The sequence below is a fragment of the Leifsonia sp. LS1 genome (assembly GCF_020521355.1).
In the GTDB taxonomy this organism is placed as follows: domain Bacteria; phylum Actinomycetota; class Actinomycetes; order Actinomycetales; family Microbacteriaceae; genus Leifsonia.
Window position 1 is genome coordinate 159,033 of the sequence record NZ_BPER01000007.1, and the last position, 16,978, is coordinate 176,010.

The 16,978-nt window shown below is 70.9% G+C and carries 14 protein-coding genes; all 14 read left to right on the forward strand.

All coding sequences use genetic code 11. From position 1 onward, the window contains the following. The first annotated feature begins 65 nt into the window (after positions 1–65). On the forward strand, positions 66–983 hold the full coding sequence (locus LLS1_RS14040) for an NAD kinase (RefSeq protein WP_223360141.1): 918 nt from the start codon (positions 66–68) through the stop codon (positions 981–983). After that, the gene (gene recN, locus LLS1_RS14045; RefSeq protein WP_226656437.1) at positions 976–2,700 is read left to right on the forward strand and encodes a DNA repair protein RecN; all 1,725 of its coding nucleotides are present in this window, start codon (positions 976–978) and stop codon (positions 2,698–2,700) included. Before LLS1_RS14040 ends, recN begins: the two co-directional genes overlap by 8 nt. A 44-nt stretch (positions 2,701–2,744) precedes the next feature. Further along, positions 2,745–4,472 (forward strand): CTP synthase, encoded by a 1,728-nt coding sequence (locus LLS1_RS14050; RefSeq protein ID WP_223360143.1) that lies wholly within the window; start codon positions 2,745–2,747, stop codon positions 4,470–4,472. Further along, the gene (locus LLS1_RS14055) at positions 4,472–5,104 is read left to right on the forward strand and encodes an NUDIX hydrolase (protein ID WP_226656439.1); all 633 of its coding nucleotides are present in this window, start codon (positions 4,472–4,474) and stop codon (positions 5,102–5,104) included. Before LLS1_RS14050 ends, LLS1_RS14055 begins: the two co-directional genes overlap by 1 nt. Beyond that, positions 5,101–6,006, forward strand: coding sequence for a site-specific tyrosine recombinase XerD (gene xerD, locus LLS1_RS14060; RefSeq protein ID WP_226656440.1), 906 nt, complete (start codon positions 5,101–5,103; stop codon positions 6,004–6,006). The genes LLS1_RS14055 and xerD overlap by 4 nt, the downstream gene beginning before the upstream one ends. Positions 6,007–6,124: 118 nt before the next feature. After that, positions 6,125–7,024 (forward strand): ParA family protein, encoded by a 900-nt coding sequence (locus tag LLS1_RS14065; RefSeq protein ID WP_226656442.1) that lies wholly within the window; start codon positions 6,125–6,127, stop codon positions 7,022–7,024. After that, positions 7,008–7,862 (forward strand): ScpA family protein, encoded by an 855-nt coding sequence (locus LLS1_RS14070; protein WP_374758276.1) that lies wholly within the window; start codon positions 7,008–7,010, stop codon positions 7,860–7,862. Before LLS1_RS14065 ends, LLS1_RS14070 begins: the two co-directional genes overlap by 17 nt. Then, entirely contained in the window at positions 7,852–8,472 is a 621-nt protein-coding gene (gene scpB, locus LLS1_RS14075; RefSeq protein WP_226656444.1) for an SMC-Scp complex subunit ScpB, read from the forward strand. The genes LLS1_RS14070 and scpB overlap by 11 nt, the downstream gene beginning before the upstream one ends. Further along, a complete protein-coding gene (locus LLS1_RS14080; protein ID WP_226656445.1) occupies positions 8,462–9,214 on the forward strand; it encodes a pseudouridine synthase in 753 nt (250 codons plus the stop codon). Before scpB ends, LLS1_RS14080 begins: the two co-directional genes overlap by 11 nt. A gap of 132 nt (positions 9,215–9,346) precedes the next feature. Then, positions 9,347–10,435: a prephenate dehydrogenase gene (locus tag LLS1_RS14085; RefSeq protein WP_223360150.1), complete on the forward strand. Its 1,089-nt coding sequence runs from the start codon at positions 9,347–9,349 to the stop codon at positions 10,433–10,435. Beyond that, a complete protein-coding gene (cmk, locus tag LLS1_RS14090) occupies positions 10,432–11,115 on the forward strand; it encodes a (d)CMP kinase (RefSeq protein WP_223360151.1) in 684 nt (227 codons plus the stop codon). Before LLS1_RS14085 ends, cmk begins: the two co-directional genes overlap by 4 nt. Continuing rightward, the gene (gene der, locus LLS1_RS14095) at positions 11,108–12,613 is read left to right on the forward strand and encodes a ribosome biogenesis GTPase Der (protein ID WP_223360152.1); all 1,506 of its coding nucleotides are present in this window, start codon (positions 11,108–11,110) and stop codon (positions 12,611–12,613) included. Before cmk ends, der begins: the two co-directional genes overlap by 8 nt. 278 nt (positions 12,614–12,891) lie before the next feature. Further along, on the forward strand, positions 12,892–15,225 hold the full coding sequence (locus tag LLS1_RS14100; protein WP_226656453.1) for a glycosyltransferase family 2 protein: 2,334 nt from the start codon (positions 12,892–12,894) through the stop codon (positions 15,223–15,225). Next, the gene (locus LLS1_RS14105) at positions 15,225–16,835 is read left to right on the forward strand and encodes a chitinase (RefSeq protein WP_226656460.1); all 1,611 of its coding nucleotides are present in this window, start codon (positions 15,225–15,227) and stop codon (positions 16,833–16,835) included. The genes LLS1_RS14100 and LLS1_RS14105 overlap by 1 nt, the downstream gene beginning before the upstream one ends. Positions 16,836–16,978 lie beyond the last annotated feature (143 nt).

The window sequence follows — 16,978 nt, forward strand, 5'->3', positions numbered from 1 at the left end:
ACCGGATCGCGCCGATTCTCCGACAGAATGGGATGACGACCACACGAGCAAGAGGAGTGACGGGTATGGGAGCAGCGACGCGATACATCCTCGTCGTCGCGCACACCGGTCGTCAGGACTCGCTCGAGGCGGGCGTGCGCGTGTGCACCCAGCTGCTGGAGGCGGGCGTGATCCCGGTGCTGAGCGCCGACGAGCGCCGCGACCTGCTGGCGGCCGAGCCCGGTCTCGACCGGATCGCCCTGCTCGGCGACGAGGTGAAGCCGAGCGAGCTCGAGCTCGTGATCGTGCTCGGCGGCGACGGGACCATCCTGCGCGCGGCCGAGCTGGTCAGAGGCTGTGCGGCTCCGCTGCTCGGGGTGAACCTGGGCCATGTCGGCTTCCTCGCCGAGAGCGAGCGCGACGACCTCGAGATCGCCGTCGCCCGGGGCCTCGCCAAGGACTACGAGGTCGAGGAGCGCATGACGCTGTCGGCCCGGGTCAAGGTGGGCGACGAGGTCGTCTACGAGAGCTGGGCGCTCAACGAGGCCACGGTCGAGAAGGCCAGCCGCGAGCGGATGCTCGAGGTGGTCATCGAGGTCGACGGCCGCCCGATGTCGAGCTTCGGCTGCGACGGCGTCGTGATGTCGACGCCGACCGGCTCCACCGCCTATTCGTTCTCCGCGGGCGGCCCCGTCGTCTGGCCCGGCGTCGCCGCCCTGCTGCTCGTGCCGCTCAGTGCGCACGCGCTCTTTTCGCGGCCGTTGGTGGTCGACGCGGAATCGTCGCTGGCGGTCGAGCTGCTCGACCGCGCTGGCGGCGCCGGGATCCTCTGGTGCGACGGGCGACGGGCGTTCGACCTCCCGAGCGGTGCGCGCGTCGTCGTCCGGCGCTCGCCCATCCCGGTACGCCTCGCCCGGCTGCATCCCGGGCCGTTCACCGACCGGCTCGTGCACAAGTTCGATCTTCCCGTCACGGGATGGAGGGGACCAGCGGGCCGTGACTGACGTGCGTGGAGCGATCGAGGAGATCTCGATCAAAGACCTGGGCGTTATCGCGGACGCCTCCCTGCCCCTGGGGCCGGGATTCACGGCCATCACCGGCGAGACCGGTGCGGGCAAGACGATGGTGGTCTCGGCGCTCGGGCTGCTGCTCGGCTCGCGGGCCGACACGGGCGCGGTGCGGCTGGGCAGTGGTCAGGCCTGGGTCGAAGGCCGCTGGCGCGTCGCCGACGCGGGCGACGTCGTCGAGCGCGTCCGCGATGCGGGCGGCGATGTCGACGCCCTGGGCGGGGGAGAGGCGGAGCTGGTGCTGAGCCGGGCCGTCTCTGCGGAGGGCCGGTCGCGCGCCGTCGTGGGCGGCCGCAGTGCGCCGGTAAGCGTGCTGACCGAGCTGGGCGAGCAGCTGGTCGTCGTGCACGGCCAGTCCGATCAGATCCGCCTGCGCTCCGCGGTCGCGCAGCGTGAGGCCGTCGACCGCTTCGCGGGGCCGGACTTCGCCGCCGCCGTCGAGGCGTATGCGCAGGTCTTCCATCGCTGGCGCGACGACCGCGCCGAGCTCGACGAGCTGATCACCGACCGCGACCGCCGCGCGCGCGAAGCGGAAGACCTGCGCGTCGCCATGTCCGAGATCGAGACCCTCGCCCCGCAGCCCGGCGAGGACGACGAGCTGGCGGAGCGCTCCGAGCGGCTGACCAATCTGGAGGAGCTGCGGCTCGCCGCGGCCGGCGCACGCGAGCTGCTCTCGGCGGAGGAGTCGGAGGGCGCCGACGCGCTCGGGCTGCTCGACAATGCCCGCCGCCAGCTGGAGCGCATGGCGCCCCACGACACCGCGCTGGGGCCGCTGGCGGAGGCGGTGGCCAACGCGAACTACCTCGTCTCCGACATCGCTGCCCAGCTGTCGACCTACCTCGACGGGCTCGACACCGACGGCGCCCGCGAGCTGGAGATCGTGCAGGAGCGGCGGTCGGAGCTCGCCGCCCTCGTGCGCAAGTACGGTCCCACCCTCGACGACGTCATCCGCACGCTCGAGACCGGCAGCCTGCGCCTGCTGGAGCTCGACGGCGACGCCGACCGCATCGAGGCGCTGAGCCGGGAGGTCGAGGCCGACGAGGCACTCGTGGCCGAGCTCGCCGCCGACCTGGGCGCGCGCCGGCGCGAGGCCGCCGAGCGTCTCTCCGCCGCGGTCTCCGACGAGCTCTCCGCCCTCGCCATGCCCGACGCCCGAGTGGTCGTCGAGGTGACCGAGCGCGAGGAGTACTCCTCCACCGGGCGCGACCAGGTGTCCATCCTGCTGCAGCCGCATCCCGGCGCGGAACCTCGACCGCTCGGCAAGGGCGCCTCCGGGGGCGAGCTCTCACGCGTCATGCTCGCGATCGAAGTGGTCATCGCCGGGGCGGACCCGGTGCCGACGTTCGTCTTCGACGAGATCGACGCCGGCGTGGGCGGCGCCTCCGCGATCGAGATCGGCCGGCGGCTGGCGCGGCTCGCCGAGCGCGCGCAGGTGATCGTCGTGACGCACCTGGCCCAGGTGGCGGCCTTCGCGACCAACCACCTCACGGTCGTGAAGGGCAACGACGGATCGGTCACGGCCTCCAGCGTGCGCCGCCTCGACGGCGACGAGCGCATCGCCGAGATGGCCCGTCTGCTGTCCGGTCTCCCGGACTCCGAGAGCGGCCTCGCGCACGCCAGGGAGCTCGTCGAGATGGCGGCCGCCGCGCGCTGATCCGTCGGGCGAGCGCGGCATCCCGTGCGGCGGGGACCGAGCCGATGGTGATAAGCTGCAAGCCCGTGGTGGATAAATCTGAAGCGGGCATCTCGAACGGCACTACCAAGCACATCTTCGTGACCGGTGGTGTCGTTTCTTCGTTGGGGAAGGGCCTCACGGCGGCCTCCCTGGGCAACCTTCTGACCGCGCGCGGGCTCCGCGTCGTGATGCAGAAGCTCGACCCCTATCTGAACGTCGATCCGGGGACGATGAACCCGTTCCAGCACGGCGAGGTCTTCGTGACCGACGATGGAGCCGAGACCGATCTCGACATCGGGCACTACGAGCGATTCCTCGACATCAACCTCGGCCAGTCGGCCAACGTGACCACCGGCCAGATCTATTCGAACGTGATCGCCAAGGAGCGCCGCGGCGAGTACCTCGGCGACACGGTCCAGGTCATCCCGCACATCACGGACGAGATCAAGCGCCGTATGCGCCTGCAGGCCCAGCCCGGCCCGGACGGCGAGCCCGCCCCCGACGTGATCATCACGGAGATCGGCGGCACGGTCGGCGACATCGAGTCGCAGCCGTTCATCGAGTCGGCCCGCCAGGTGCGCCACGAGCTGGGCCGCAAGAACTGCTTCTTCGTGCACGTGTCGCTCGTCCCGTTCATGAACGCGTCGGGCGAGCAGAAGACCAAGCCGACCCAGCACTCGGTCGCGGCGCTGCGCTCCATCGGCATCCAGCCCGACGCGCTCGTTCTCCGCAGCGACCGCCCGGTCTCCGAGAGCAACAAGCGCAAGATCGCGCTCATGTGCGACGTCGACGAGGGCGCCGTCGTGAACGCCGTGGACGTGCCGAGCATCTACGACATCCCCACGATGCTCCACGACCAGGGCCTCGACGCCTACATCATCGACCAGCTCGGCCTCGACAAGGCGAACGACGTCGACTGGGACGGCTGGGCGCGCCTGCTCGAGGCTGTGCACGACCCGAAGCACGAGGTCGTCATCGGCCTCGTCGGCAAGTACATCGACCTCCCCGACGCCTACCTGTCGGTCACCGAGGCGCTTCGCGCGGGAGGCTTCGCGCATCAGACGAAGGTGAAGCTCAAGTGGATCCCGTCGGACGAGTGCCAGACGGCGGAGGGGGCGGCCGCGCAGCTGAGCGACGTCGACGCGATCTGCGTGCCCGGCGGTTTCGGCGTGCGCGGCATCGAGGGCAAGGTCGGGGCGCTGCGCTTCGCCCGCGAGAACGGCCTCCCCGCGCTCGGCCTCTGCCTCGGCCTGCAGTGCATGGTCATCGAGTACGCACGACACGAGGCCGGCCTGGGCGGCGCGTCGTCGTCGGAGTTCGACCCCGAGACCGAGTTCCCCGTCATCGCGACGATGGCGGAGCAGGTGGAGATCATCGCCGGCGGCGACCTGGGCGGCACCATGCGCCTCGGCCTCTACCCGGCCGCTCTCGCCGAGGGCTCCCTCGCCGCCGAGCTGTACGGCGCCACCGAGGCCAGCGAGCGCCACCGCCACCGCTACGAGGTCAACAACAACTACCGCGAGCAGATCGCCGACGCGGGCCTGTGGTTCTCGGGCACGTCGCCCGACGGCCACCTGGTCGAGTACGTCGAGCTGCCGCGCGACGTGCACCCGTTCTACATCGGCACGCAGGCCCACCCGGAGCTGCGCTCGCGACCCAATCGCGCGCACCCGCTCTTCGCCGGCCTGGTCGGCGCGGCGCTCGAGCGTCAGAAGGCCAGCCTCCTCTTCGACGTCGCCGCGGAGGGCTGATGGGGGACCGCCTGCTGTCGGACGAGCCGCTCCACCCCGAGGTCGTCTCCTCCGAGAGGGTCTTCGAGGGCAAGGTCTGGGACCTGCGTCGCGACGTGTTCCGCTACAACGGCGAGGACATCACGCGCGAGTATGTGGACCACACGGGCGCTGTCGCGGTGCTCGCGCTGGACGAGCAGGACCGAGTGCTGCTGATCAGCCAGTACCGGCATCCGGTGCGTCATCGCGACTGGGAGATCCCGGCCGGCCTGCTCGACATCCGTGGCGAGGACCCGCTGGTCGCAGCGCAGCGCGAGCTGGCGGAGGAGGCCGACCTCGTCGCCGACGAGTGGAACGTGCTGAACGACATCTTCACGAGCCCCGGCGGCAGCGACGAGGCCATCCGCATCTACCTGGCGCGCGGCGTGCGCCCGGCGGTGGAGGCCTTCGCCCGCGAGGAGGAGGAGGCGGACATCGAGACGCGGTGGCTGCCGCTGGACGAGGCGGTCGACGCCGTGCTCGCCCGCACCGTGCACAACGCCCCGCTGATCATCGCGCTGCTCGCGGCGCGCACGGCCCGCGAGAAGGGCTGGGCGACACTCGGCCCGGCGGACGCGCCCTGGCCGACCCACCCGAAGCTCGGCAGGGGATGACCGCTGCGGCGGAGGTGGACGCCTACCTGCGGCACGTGACGATCGAGCGCGGGCTCTCGGCGAACACCGTCGCCGCCTACCGGCGTGACCTCGCCGTCTACACCGGCTGGCTCGACGAGCGCGCGGTGACCGACCTGCGAGAGGTCACCGCGCCGATGGTCGCGGAGTTCGTCGGCCACCTCGGAACGCGCCCGGAGTCGCCGCTCACCGCCTCCTCTCTCGCCCGCGTGCTCTCGACGGTGCGCGGCTTCCACCGCTTCCTCCTGGAGGAGGGCCGACTGGAGCAGGACGTCGCGCACGAGGTGCGTCCCCCGAAGCTGCCGAGCCGCCTGCCGAAGGCGATCACGATCGACCAGGTGGCGGCCCTGCTGGCGGCGACGGACGGGGAGGAGGTCGCGAACCTCCGCGACAAGGCCCTCCTCGAGCTGATGTACGCGACGGGCGCACGCGTCAGCGAGGCGGTCGGCCTCAACGTGGACGACGTGATCGACGCCGACATCGTGCGCTTGACGGGCAAGGGGAGCAAGCAGCGCATCGTCCCCCTCGGCAGCTACGCGCGCGCGGCCATCGACGCGTACCTCGTGCGCGCCCGCCCGCTGCTCTCGGCGAAGGGCCGGGCGACGCCCGCGCTGTTCCTCGGGATGCGCGGGGCCCGCCTGTCGCGGCAGAACGCCTGGCTGATCATCCGGGCCGCCGCGGAGCGCGCGCAGCTGCCGGTCGAGATCTCGCCCCACACCCTCCGGCACTCCTTCGCCACCCACCTGCTGGCGGGCGGCGCCGACGTGCGCGTGGTGCAGGAGCTGCTCGGGCACTCGTCGGTGGCCACGACCCAGATCTACACGCTCGTGACGGCGGACACGCTGCGTGACGTCTACACGTCGGCGCACCCGCGGGCGCGCTGAGCCGCCCGGCCGCGCGCCCTCCCGCGAACCGCCGCCCGGCCGCCCCGCGGCACCGGTGCGCCGCGGATAGACTGTCCCCTTGAACAGACCGCCTAGGAGAGGGACGAGGAACACCCCGGTGACGCGCAACGACGAGGTCAGGACAGAGCTTCCCGGCATGGACGAGGCCTCCCTCGCCACGAAGCTCGGACCGACCGGGCGACCCGTGCGCGCGTTCCCCCAGCCGTCTCCGCTCGCCCAGCACGGGCCGGCCCGCATCGTGGCGCTCTGCAACCAGAAGGGCGGCGTCGGCAAGACGACGACCTCCATCAACCTCGGTGCCACCCTCGCGGACTACGGCCGGCGCGTGCTGGCCATCGACTTCGACCCCCAGGGCGCCCTCTCGGCCGGTCTCGGCGCGCAGACGCACGACGTGACGACCATCTACGACCTGCTCCTCAACCGCAACGCCGACGTGCAGGGCGCGATCCAGACCACGAGCGTCCCCGGGCTCGACATCATCCCGGCCAACATCGACCTCTCCGCCGCCGAGGTGCACCTCGTCAACGAGGTCGCCCGCGAGCAGATCCTGGCCTCGGTGCTCCGCAAGGTCAGCGCCGACTACGACGTCATCCTCATCGACTGCCAGCCCTCGCTCGGCATCCTGACGGTCAACGCCCTCACGGCGAGCCACGGCGTGCTCATCCCGCTCGAATGCGAGTACTTCGCGCTGCGCGGAGTGGCCCTGCTCATCGAGACGATCGACAAGGTGCGCGAGCGCCTCAACCCGGCGATCGAGCTCGACGGCATCCTGGCGACCATGTACGACTCGCGCACCCTCCACTCGCGCGAGGTGCTGGAGCGCGTCGTCGACGCCTTCGGCGACCGCGTGCTGGAGACCGTCATCTCGCGCACGGTGAAGTTCCCGGACGCGTCCGTCGCCGGCACCCCGATCACCCAGTTCGCGCCCGAGCACGCCGCCGCCGAGGCCTACCGCCAGCTCGCGCGGGAACTGATCTTCCGTGGCGCCGTCGCCTGACGGCGCGCCGCCGGGTGAGCCCGCGGTCGACGCCGTGGTCGTCGAGGAGACGCCGGGCACCGGCTTCCGCGTCGCCGTCGGCACCTTCGAGGGCCCGTTCGACCTGTTGCTGTCCCTGATCACCAAGCACGAGCTCGACATCACCGAGATCTCGCTGAGCCGGGTGACGGACGAGTTCATCGCCTACCTGCGCGCGCTCGAGACGGAGGACAGCCTCGACGAGGCGAGCGAGTTCCTGCTCGTGGCCGCGACCCTGCTCGACCTCAAGGTCGCCGGACTCCTCCCGCAGGGCGAGCTCGTCGACGCGGAGGACGTCGCGCTGCTCGAGGCGCGCGACCTCCTCTTCGCCCGCCTGCTGCAGTACCGCGCGTTCAAGGAGGCCTCGGCCTGGTTCGGCCGTGCGCTGGAGACCGAGAGCGCCCGCCACACCCGCACCGTGCGGCTGGAGGACAAGTTCCGCCAGCGTGACCCGGAGCTGGTCTGGACCCTCGGCCTCGACGACTTCGCGGCACTCGCGGCGCTGGCGATGACCCCGCGGGAGATCCCCGTCGTGGGGCTGGACCACCTCCACGCGCCGCTCGTGAGCATCCGGGAGCAGGCGGCGATCGTCGTCGGCCTGCTGCGCGGCGGGGACCAGCTGTCGTTCCGGCAGCTGGTCGCGGGCGCCGATCAGAAAGGCGTGGTGATCGCGCGCTTCCTGGCCGTGCTGGAGCTGTACCGGCACGCGGCCATCGCCTTCGAACAGCTGGAGCCGCTCGGCGAGCTGACCCTGCGCTGGACCGCGGAGCACTGGTCCGAGGAGAACCTGACCAACCTGGGAGCGGATTATGACGGTTGAGGATGTGACCGAGGCGACGGACACGACGGAGGTGCCGGCGCCCGTCGACGACACCGAGATCGAGCGCGCGCTGGAAGCGATCCTCATGGTCGCCGACGAGCCGATGAGCGTCGTGACGCTTGCCACGGCTGTCGGGGCGCCGGTGAAGCGCGTGCGGCAGGCGATCGACGTGCTTATCGAGGACTTCGACGGCGCGGCACCGGGCGGCAGCATCCGGCGCGGCTTCGAACTGCGCGAGGTCGGCGGCGGCTGGCGCGTCTACGTGCGCGCGGAGTACGACACGGTCGTCTCCGGCTACGTGCTGCAGCAGAACCCGACGAAGCTTTCGCAGGCGGCGCTCGAGACACTCGCCGTCATCGCGTACAAGCAGCCGATCAGCCGCGGCGCGATCGCCTCCATCCGTGCGGTCAACGTCGACTCGGTCGTGCGCACCCTCCTCGGCCGCGGGCTCATCACCGAGCTCTTCACCGACAGCGAGACCGGAGCCATCAACTACGGCACGACCGATCTGCTGCTCGCCCAGCTCGGCATCAACTCACTGGACGAGCTGCCCAAGATCTCCCCGCTGCTGGCGGACGGAGCGGAAGGATTCGACGCCGATGTCCGCTGAGGACGCCCCGCAGGGCGAACGCCTGCAGAAGGTCATGGCCGCGGCCGGAGTCGCCTCCCGCCGCGTCTCCGAACAGCTGATCGTCGAGGGCCGCGTGACGGTCAACGGCCAGGTCGTGACCGAGCTCGGCCGCCGCATCGATCCGGAGCAGGACCGCGTCGCCGTCGACGGTACGGCCGTGCAGCTCGACACCAGCCGCCGCTACATCATGCTGAACAAGCCCGTCGGCGTGGTCAGCTCGATGCGCGACGAGCAGGGCCGTCCCGACCTCTCCCGATTCGCGGCGGAGTTCGACGAGCGCCTCTTCAACGTCGGCCGGCTCGACGCGGAGACCTCCGGCCTCCTCATCCTGACCAACGACGGAGAACTCGCCCACGTGCTCGCGCACCCGTCGTTCGGTGTCACCAAGACGTACATCGCGCGCGTGCGCGGCCTGGTCACCCCGCAGACGATCGCACGGCTGACCCGCGGCGTGGAACTCGAGGACGGCCCCATCTCCGCCGACCGCGCCCGCCTGCTCCAGTCCAGCGGCGGGGGCAAGGACAGCCTCGTCGAGGTGACCCTGCACTCGGGCCGCAACCGCATCGTGCGCCGCATGATGGCGGAGGTCGGGCATCCCGTGATCGAGCTGGTGCGCCGGCAGTTCGGCCCGCTGCACCTCGGCACCCTGAAGGTGGGGGCCATGCGTGACCTCACCAAGGAGGAGCTCGGCAAGCTCCTCACCATCTCCCGCGAGGGCTGAGCCTCCGCGCGGCCCCCGTGCCGATTTGGACCGAATGTCGCCTTCGGCGCCGCCGGAGTCGACATTTGGTCCAAATGTGCGGAGGGAGGAGGAGCGACGGTGCGCGGTGTCGCCGCTGACTAAGGTGGATCCGTGAACGAAACCGCCTCCCGGCTCGCCGGTCCCGTCCGCGTCGTCGGTGCAGGGCTCCTCGGTGCCTCCGTCGGCCTCGGGCTGCGCGCCCGCGGGGTCGACGTGCTGCTCGCCGACGCCTCGCCCGCCCACCTGCGGCTGGCAGCCGACTACGGTGCCGGCCGCGCGGACGACGGGGGAGCGGAGCCGGCTCTGATCGTCGTCGCGGTGCCGCCGGACCTCGTCGCACGCGTCGTGGCGGAGGAGCTCGCCGCGCATCCCGACGCCGTCGTCACCGACGTCGCCAGCGTGAAGGTCGCTCCGCTCTCCGAACTGGAGGAGACGGGAGCCGACCTCACGCGCTACGTCGGCTCACATCCGCTCGCCGGCCGTGAGCGCGGCGGCCCCAGCGCGGCGCGCGCCGACCTCTTCATCGGCCGCCCCTGGGTCGTCGCCGCCCGGCCGGAGAACCCGCGCGACGCGGTGAGCCTGGTGGAGGCGCTCATCCTCGACCTCGGCGCGAACCCGGTCGAGATGCCCGCCGCCGAGCACGATGCCGCCGTCGCGCTCGTCTCGCACGCGCCGCAGATCGTCTCGAGCCTGATGGCCAAGCGGCTCGCGGGCTCCACGGACGCCGCGCTCGGCCTCGCCGGCCAGGGCGTGCGCGACGTGACCCGCATCGCCGCGAGCGAGCCGGAGCTGTGGGTGCAGATCCTCGGGGCCAACGCTCCCGCGCTCGTCGAGATCCTGCGCGCCTACCGCGACGACCTCGACCGGGTGCTCGCCGCGCTCGGCGACGTGGACGCCATCGGCTCGCGCCGCACGATCGCCGAGGAGATCGCCGGCGGCAACCTCGGCGTCGCCCGTCTGCCCGGCAAGCACGGCCAGGACAAGCGCTACAGCTCGCTCATCGTGATGGTGGAGGACCGCCCGGGCGAGCTCGCGCGCCTCCTCAACGAGCTCGGCGAGCTGGACGTGAACCTGGAGGACCTGAGGCTCGAACACTCGCCGGGGGCCGCGTTCGGCCTGGCGGAGATCGCCGTGCTGCCCGAGGTGCTGACCCGCACCGTCACCGACTTGACCGAACGCGGCTGGAGGATCGCCGGATGACCGAGCTCGCACAGACCCCGATCGTCGTGGCGGTCGACGGCCCCGCGGGGAGCGGCAAGTCCTCCGTCTCGAAGGCCACCGCCCGCCGGCTCGGCTGGGCGTACCTCGACACGGGAGCCGCCTACCGCGCGCTCAGCTGGTACGTGGTCCACCGCCAGGTCGACCCGACCGACGCGGACGCCGTGATCGACGCGCTGCCCGACTTCGACTACCGCATCGGCACCGACCCCGACGGTTACCATGTGTTCGTCGGCGACCACGACGTGACCGACGCCATCCGCGAGCCCGACGTCACCGCCGTCGTGAGCGCGATCGCGCGGGTGCCGGAGGTGCGCGCGTTCCTCACCGCCCTGTTCCGCGACATCGTGCGCCGCACCGACCGGCCCGGCATCGTCGTCGAGGGCCGGGACATCACCACGGTGGTCTGCCCGGACGCCCCCGTGCGCATCCTGCTCACCGCCGACGAATCCGTTAGAATTGCCAGACGTTCTGCTGAGCTGACCGGCCATTCCGCCACTCATGTCGGCGAGGCGCTGCTCCGGAGGGACGCGGCCGACTCCCGGGTCGTCGACTTCATGAACGCCGCGGACGGTGTGACCACCGTCGACTCCACCGACCTCGACTTCGACCAGACCGTGGATGCGGTCATCCAGGTCGTACAGAAAGAGACCCATGTCTGACATCGATAACGAGCCGACCGGCGCCGACGACCTCGTCGACCGGATGGCGGACCTGGACGACGGTCTCGCCGTCCAGCGCGCCGCCGCCCTGCGCAGCGGCCTCGACGACTACGAGCTCGACGAGAGCGACCTCGACATCCTCCAGACCGTCAGCGAGGACCCGGACGCGATCACGTACCTCCCGGCCCTGCCGGTGCTCGCGATCGTCGGCCGCCCGAACGTCGGCAAGTCCGCCCTCGTCAACCGCATCCTCGGCCGTCGCGAGGCCGTCGTGGAGGACACCCCCGGTGTGACCCGTGACCGTGTCTCCTATCAGGCGGAGTGGAACGGCCGCCGCTTCACGGTCGTCGACACCGGCGGCTGGGAGCCGGACGCCCGTGGCATCGACGCCTCCGTCGCCGCACAGGCCGAGGTCGCGATCGACCTGGCCGACGCGGTGCTGTTCGTCGTCGACGCCACCGTCGGCGCGACCGCGACGGACGAGCACGTCGTGCGGCTGCTGCGCAAGAGCGACAAGCCGGTCTTCCTCGGCGCGAACAAGGTCGACGACGCCCGCCAGGAGCCGTACGCGACCGAGCTGTGGTCCCTCGGCCTCGGCGAGCCGCGCCCGGTGTCGGCCCTGCACGGCCGCGGCGTCGCCGACCTGCTCGACGACATCCTGAAGGTGCTGCCGGAGGTCTCCGCGGTCGCCAAGCAGGAGGTCGGCGGCCCGCGCCGTGTCGCGATCGTCGGCCGCCCCAACGTCGGCAAGTCCTCCCTCCTGAACAAGGCGGCGGGGGAGGAGCGCGTGGTCGTCAACGAGCTCGCCGGCACCACCCGCGACCCGGTCGACGAGCAGGTCGAACTGGCCGGCAAAGTGTGGCGCTTCGTCGACACCGCCGGCATCCGACGCCGCGTGCACCTGCAGCAGGGCGCCGACTTCTACGCCTCGCTGCGCACCTCCACCGCGCTGGAGAAGGCCGAGGTCGCCGTCGTCGTCCTGGACGTCAGCGAGCCGATCAGCGAGCAGGACGTGCGCATCATCGACCTCGTGCTCGAGTCGGGCCGCGCGCTGGTGCTCGCCTTCAACAAGTGGGACCTGCTCGACGACGAGCGCCGCCGCTACCTGGAGCGCGAGATCGAGCAGGACCTCGCCCACGTCTCGTGGGCCCCGCGCGTCAACATCTCGGCCCGCACCGGCCGCCACCTGGAGAAGCTCGTCCCGGCGCTGGAGCAGGCGCTCGAGTCGTGGGACACCCGCATCCCGACCGGCAAGTTCAACGCCTTCCTCGCCGAGCTCACCGCGGCGCACCCGCACCCCGTGCGCGGAGGAAAGCAGCCCCGCATCCTGTTCGGCACGCAGGCCTCCAGCCGCCCGCCGACATTCGTGGTCTTCACCACCGGGTTCCTCGATCCGGGCTACCGGCGGTACATCATCCGCCGGCTGCGGGAGGTGTACGGCTTCGAGGGCACACCCATCGTGCTCAACATGCGCGTGCGCGAGAAGCGCCAGCGCTAGCGCCGCGCACAGTCTCGGGCGTCGAGGTCCGCGTCGTTGTCGTCATTCCGCCGGAATGGTCGCAACGACGTGAACCTCGGCGCCCTTTCGCGTGCGTCAAGCGACACGCGGGGGCGGATCCTGAGAAAAATGGTGACGAGTCACCCCCAAAGCAGGGGCGACCCTGTTGGGGGTATTTGTCCCCCATCGTGTCCTCACTAATGTGGACATCCGAGAGCTAACCCGACCGCGCCGACCCGACGGTGCGGGCTCTCGTCTCAAAGGACGCATACCCGAACATGAGTTCTCCAACTTCATACACCCCTGCCCGAAAGCGCCAACTCGGCTCCGAGAAGCGCACATCCCCGCTCCCGACGGTCCACCCGAAGCCGTCGGATCGCAAGATCACCTGGAGCCGCGTCGCCATCGTGCTGACGATCGTCTTCTGGGCGATCTACATGGTGACCACGATCATCCGGCAGTTCCTCGTGCTCGGCACGCAGGACTTCCGCTTCACCATGGAGGCGATCGGCTACGCGGTCGTCGTCACCTTCCTGACCTTCTCCGCGCTGATGTACCTCGTCGCCCGGCAGGGCGCGCTCCAGCGCTTCCAGAAGCACGTGCGCGTTCCCCGCGCCGAGCTCGACCGCCACTTCTCCGAGAACCAGCCGACCATCACCGTGCTCGTGCCCTCCTACGCGGAGGAGCCGGAGGTCGTGCGGATGACGCTGCTCTCCGCCGCGCTGCAGGAGTTCCCCTCCAAGCGGGTCGTGCTGCTGCTCGACGACAACCCCACCCCGACCGACCCGGCCGTGATCGACCGCCTCGAGGCCACGCGCGACCTCGCCCGCAGCATCAGCGACCAGCTGTCGGAGCCGCGCTTCCGCTTCACCGACGCGCTCCTGCGCTTCGAGCTGGCGGACGGCCGCGCGTTCGCCACCCAGGACGACGCGCGTGAGCTCGCCGACCACTACACCTGGGCCGCTGAGTGGCTGTTCGCCCAGGCCGACGCCCACACCATCGACGACCACGTCGACGTCTTCTTCTCCGACCAGGTGCTCCGCGCCCTCGGCGACGACCTCGCCCTCACCGGCGAGGCCGTGCGCGCGGCGATCGACGAGGGCGCTGCTCTCGCGACGGAGCGCGTCGCCCAGCTCTACCGCCGCCTCACCTGGACGTTCGACGCCGAGCTCGCGGTCTTCGAGCGCAAGCAGTGGGCCTCCCTCTCGCACGAGGCCAATAAGGCGATGAACCTCAACGCGTACATCGGCCTCATGGGCGGCGTGTACCGCGCCGAGCAGACGCCGGACGGCCCCATCCTGAGCCCGGTCGCCGCCGGTCAGCGCCGCGCGGGCGACATCGAGATCCCGGACAGCGACTTCCTGCTCACCCTCGACGCCGACTCCATCCTGCTGCGCGAGTACTGCCTGCGGCTGACGTACTTCCTGCAGCAGCCGGACAACGCCCGTGTGGCCGTCACGCAGACCCCGTACTCGTCGTTCCGCGGCGCAGGCACCCGCATCGAGCGCCTCGCCGGGGCGACCACCGACATCCAGCACATCCTCCACCAGGGCAAGTCGTACTACGGCGCGACCTTCTGGGTGGGCGCGAACGCGGTCATCCGCAAGCGCGCGCTGGAGGACATCGTCGAGACCGAGTTCGTCGGCGGTTTCGAGGTGCGCCGGTACATCCAGGACCGCACCGTCATCGAGGACACCGAGTCGAGCATCGACCTCGGCACCCACGGCTGGACCCTGCAGAACTACCCCGAGCGCCTGAGCTACTCCGCGACCCCGCCGGACTTCGGTTCGCTGATCGTGCAGCGCCGCCGCTGGGCCAACGGAGGGCTGCTGATCCTTCCGAAGCTGTGGCGCCAGGTCAAGGAGCGCCGCCGCCGCGGTGAGAACGTCTCCCGCATCGAGCTGCTGCTGCGCGTCAACTACATGGCCTCCATCTGCTGGGCGAGCTTCGGTCTCGTGTTCCTCCTGGCCTACCCGTACGACGGCCGCCTGCTGAGCCCCGTGGTGCTGCTGGCCGCACTGCCGTACTTCATCAGCCAGGCCTCCGACCTGCGCTACTCCGGCTACAAGGCCACCGACATCTTCCGCATCTACGGCTTCAACCTGATTCTGCTGCCGGTCAACCTGGCCGGGGTGCTCAAGTCGATCCAGCAGTCGCTGACCGGCAAGAAGATCCCGTTCGCCCGCACGCCGAAGGTCAAGAATCGGACCGCGTCGCCGCTGCTGTATGTGATCGCGCCGCTCGCGATGGTCGCCTTCTCGCTGTTCACCCTGTGGCGCGACTGGAACGCGCAGAACTGGGGCAACGCCGCGTTCGCCGCGTTCAACGCCACCCTCGCGATCTGGGCGATCATCTCCTACATCGGCATCGGCGCGACCATCGTCGACATCTGGCTCGGCCTGACCAAGCCGCTGTACGTCGAGAAGGGCGCGAAGCGCGCCGTGGAGGCTCCCGCTCCCACGACCGAGTCGATCGACTGGCGCTCGGTGCTCTACCACGGCCACTCCGGCGGACAGGTGCCGCACGTGGAGCGTGCCGCGGTCGCGACGACCAGCGCCGGCTCCGCCATCGGCGACACCGTGCTCGACGACACCGAGCGGCAGGCCGCCTGATGGCGCGCGACACGCAGGCCGCCGAGGCGGCCCAGATCGAGCGCGCCCAGGCTCCGGAGTCGACCTCCGGCCGTCGCCTCGGGTTCTGGCGGGTCGTCGGCGCGACGCTCGTCGCCGCGTTGGTCGTCACCGGCGGTGTCGTCGGCTTCCAGTGGTGGAGCGCGCGCGCCGCCGTGGACTCCAAGCCCTGGTTCGCCTCCTACGTCGACGTGACCGCCACCCCGCGGTTCGCGTTCGAGAACATGGGCGCCACGGACTCGAAGGATGCCGTGCTCTCGTTCATCGTCTCGTCGAAGCAGGACGCGTGCACTCCCTCCTGGGGCGCCGCCTACACCCTCGACGAGGCCCGTTCCTCGCTCGACCTGGACCGCCGGATCGCGCGCCTCCAACAGCAGGGCGGCACCATCGCGGTCTCCTTCGGCGGTCTGAACAACGACGAGCTCGCCGTGAACTGCGCCGATGAGGCGGCGCTCAAGAAGGCGTACGCCTCCGTCGTCGACCGCTACAAGATCGGCACCATCGACCTCGACCTCGAGGGCGACGGCCTGACCGATTCCGCGGCGACCGACCGTCGCGCGTCCGCCATCGCCGACCTGCAGAAGGAGCGTCGCGCCGCCGGCAAGAGCCTCGCCGTGTGGCTGACCCTCCCCGTCTCGCCCAGTGGCATGACCTCCGACGGCACCAACGCCATCGCCGCCATGCTCAAGGCCAAGGTCGACATCGCCGGTGTCAACGTCATGACCATGGACTTCGGCACGTCGAAGGACGCCAAGAAGTCCATGGCGCAGAACGCGGAGGCCGCCGTCACCGCCGCCCAGCGTCAGCTCGGCGTGCTGTACGACCGGGCCGACCTGCACCAGAGCGACCCCAGCCTGTGGGCGAAGATCGGCGCCACCCCCATGATCGGCCAGAACGACGTCGAGGACGAGGTGTTCAGCCTCAAGGACGCCACCGCCTTCAACGCGTGGGCCGTCTCCGAGGGCGTCGGCCGCATGTCCATGTGGTCCGCCAACCGCGACAAGACCTGCGGCTCCAACTACGTCGACACCTCCGTCGTCTCGGACGCCTGCTCCGGTGTGGACCAGGGCAAGCAGACCTTCGCCGGCCTCCTCTCGAAGGGCTTCGACGGTCACATCTCCCTCGGCGAGTCGTCCGTCACCACCGCGGAGCCCACCAGCACCGCCGTCGCCGACGACCCAGCGACCTCCCCGTACCCCATCTGGACCCAGACCAACTCGTACCTCAAGGGCACCAAGGTCGTCTGGCACCGCAACGTGTACGTCGCCAAGTGGTGGACCAAGGGCGACGTGCCCGACAACCCCGTCCTGAACCAGTGGGAGACCCCGTGGGAGCTCGTCGGCCCCGTGCTCCCCGGTGAGACGCCCATCCCGCAGCCGACGCTGCCGGCCGGCACCTACCCGGCCTGGTCGGGCACCACCCCGTACGACAAGGGTCAGCGCGTCCTCTTCGACGGCGTCCCCTTCGAGGCCAAGTGGTGGACCCAGGGCGACAGCCCCGAGGCCGCCAGCTCGGACCCCGACTCGTCCCCCTGGACCCCGCTCACCCAGGACGAGATCGACCAGATCCTCGGCGGGACCACCGCCGGATGAGACTCGGCGGCGGGATGCAGACCCCCTGCTCGCATCCCGTCGTCGACCAGACTGGACACATCCGCTGCGGGGCGGAGGTTCCAGGTGCCCGGACGCGCCGGCTTCGTCGGGAAGCCGTTCAGCGCGCGTCCGGCACCGTGTCG

What these genes read in the sequence shown, in the direction of transcription:
- LLS1_RS14040 (WP_223360141.1), top strand. Translation starts at nt 66, where the DNA reads ATGGGAGCAGCGACGCGATACATCCTCGTCGTCGCGCACACCGGTCGT.
- LLS1_RS14050 (WP_223360143.1), top strand. Translation starts at nt 2,745, where the DNA reads ATGGTGATAAGCTGCAAGCCCGTGGTGGATAAATCTGAAGCGGGCATC.
- LLS1_RS14055 (WP_226656439.1), top strand. Translation starts at nt 4,472, where the DNA reads ATGGGGGACCGCCTGCTGTCGGACGAGCCGCTCCACCCCGAGGTCGTC.
- xerD (WP_226656440.1), top strand. Translation starts at nt 5,101, where the DNA reads ATGACCGCTGCGGCGGAGGTGGACGCCTACCTGCGGCACGTGACGATC.
- scpB (WP_226656444.1), top strand. Translation starts at nt 7,852, where the DNA reads ATGACGGTTGAGGATGTGACCGAGGCGACGGACACGACGGAGGTGCCG.
- LLS1_RS14080 (WP_226656445.1), top strand. Translation starts at nt 8,462, where the DNA reads ATGTCCGCTGAGGACGCCCCGCAGGGCGAACGCCTGCAGAAGGTCATG.
- cmk (WP_223360151.1), top strand. Translation starts at nt 10,432, where the DNA reads ATGACCGAGCTCGCACAGACCCCGATCGTCGTGGCGGTCGACGGCCCC.
- der (WP_223360152.1), top strand. Translation starts at nt 11,108, where the DNA reads ATGTCTGACATCGATAACGAGCCGACCGGCGCCGACGACCTCGTCGAC.
- LLS1_RS14100 (WP_226656453.1), top strand. Translation starts at nt 12,892, where the DNA reads ATGAGTTCTCCAACTTCATACACCCCTGCCCGAAAGCGCCAACTCGGC.
- LLS1_RS14105 (WP_226656460.1), top strand. Translation starts at nt 15,225, where the DNA reads ATGGCGCGCGACACGCAGGCCGCCGAGGCGGCCCAGATCGAGCGCGCC.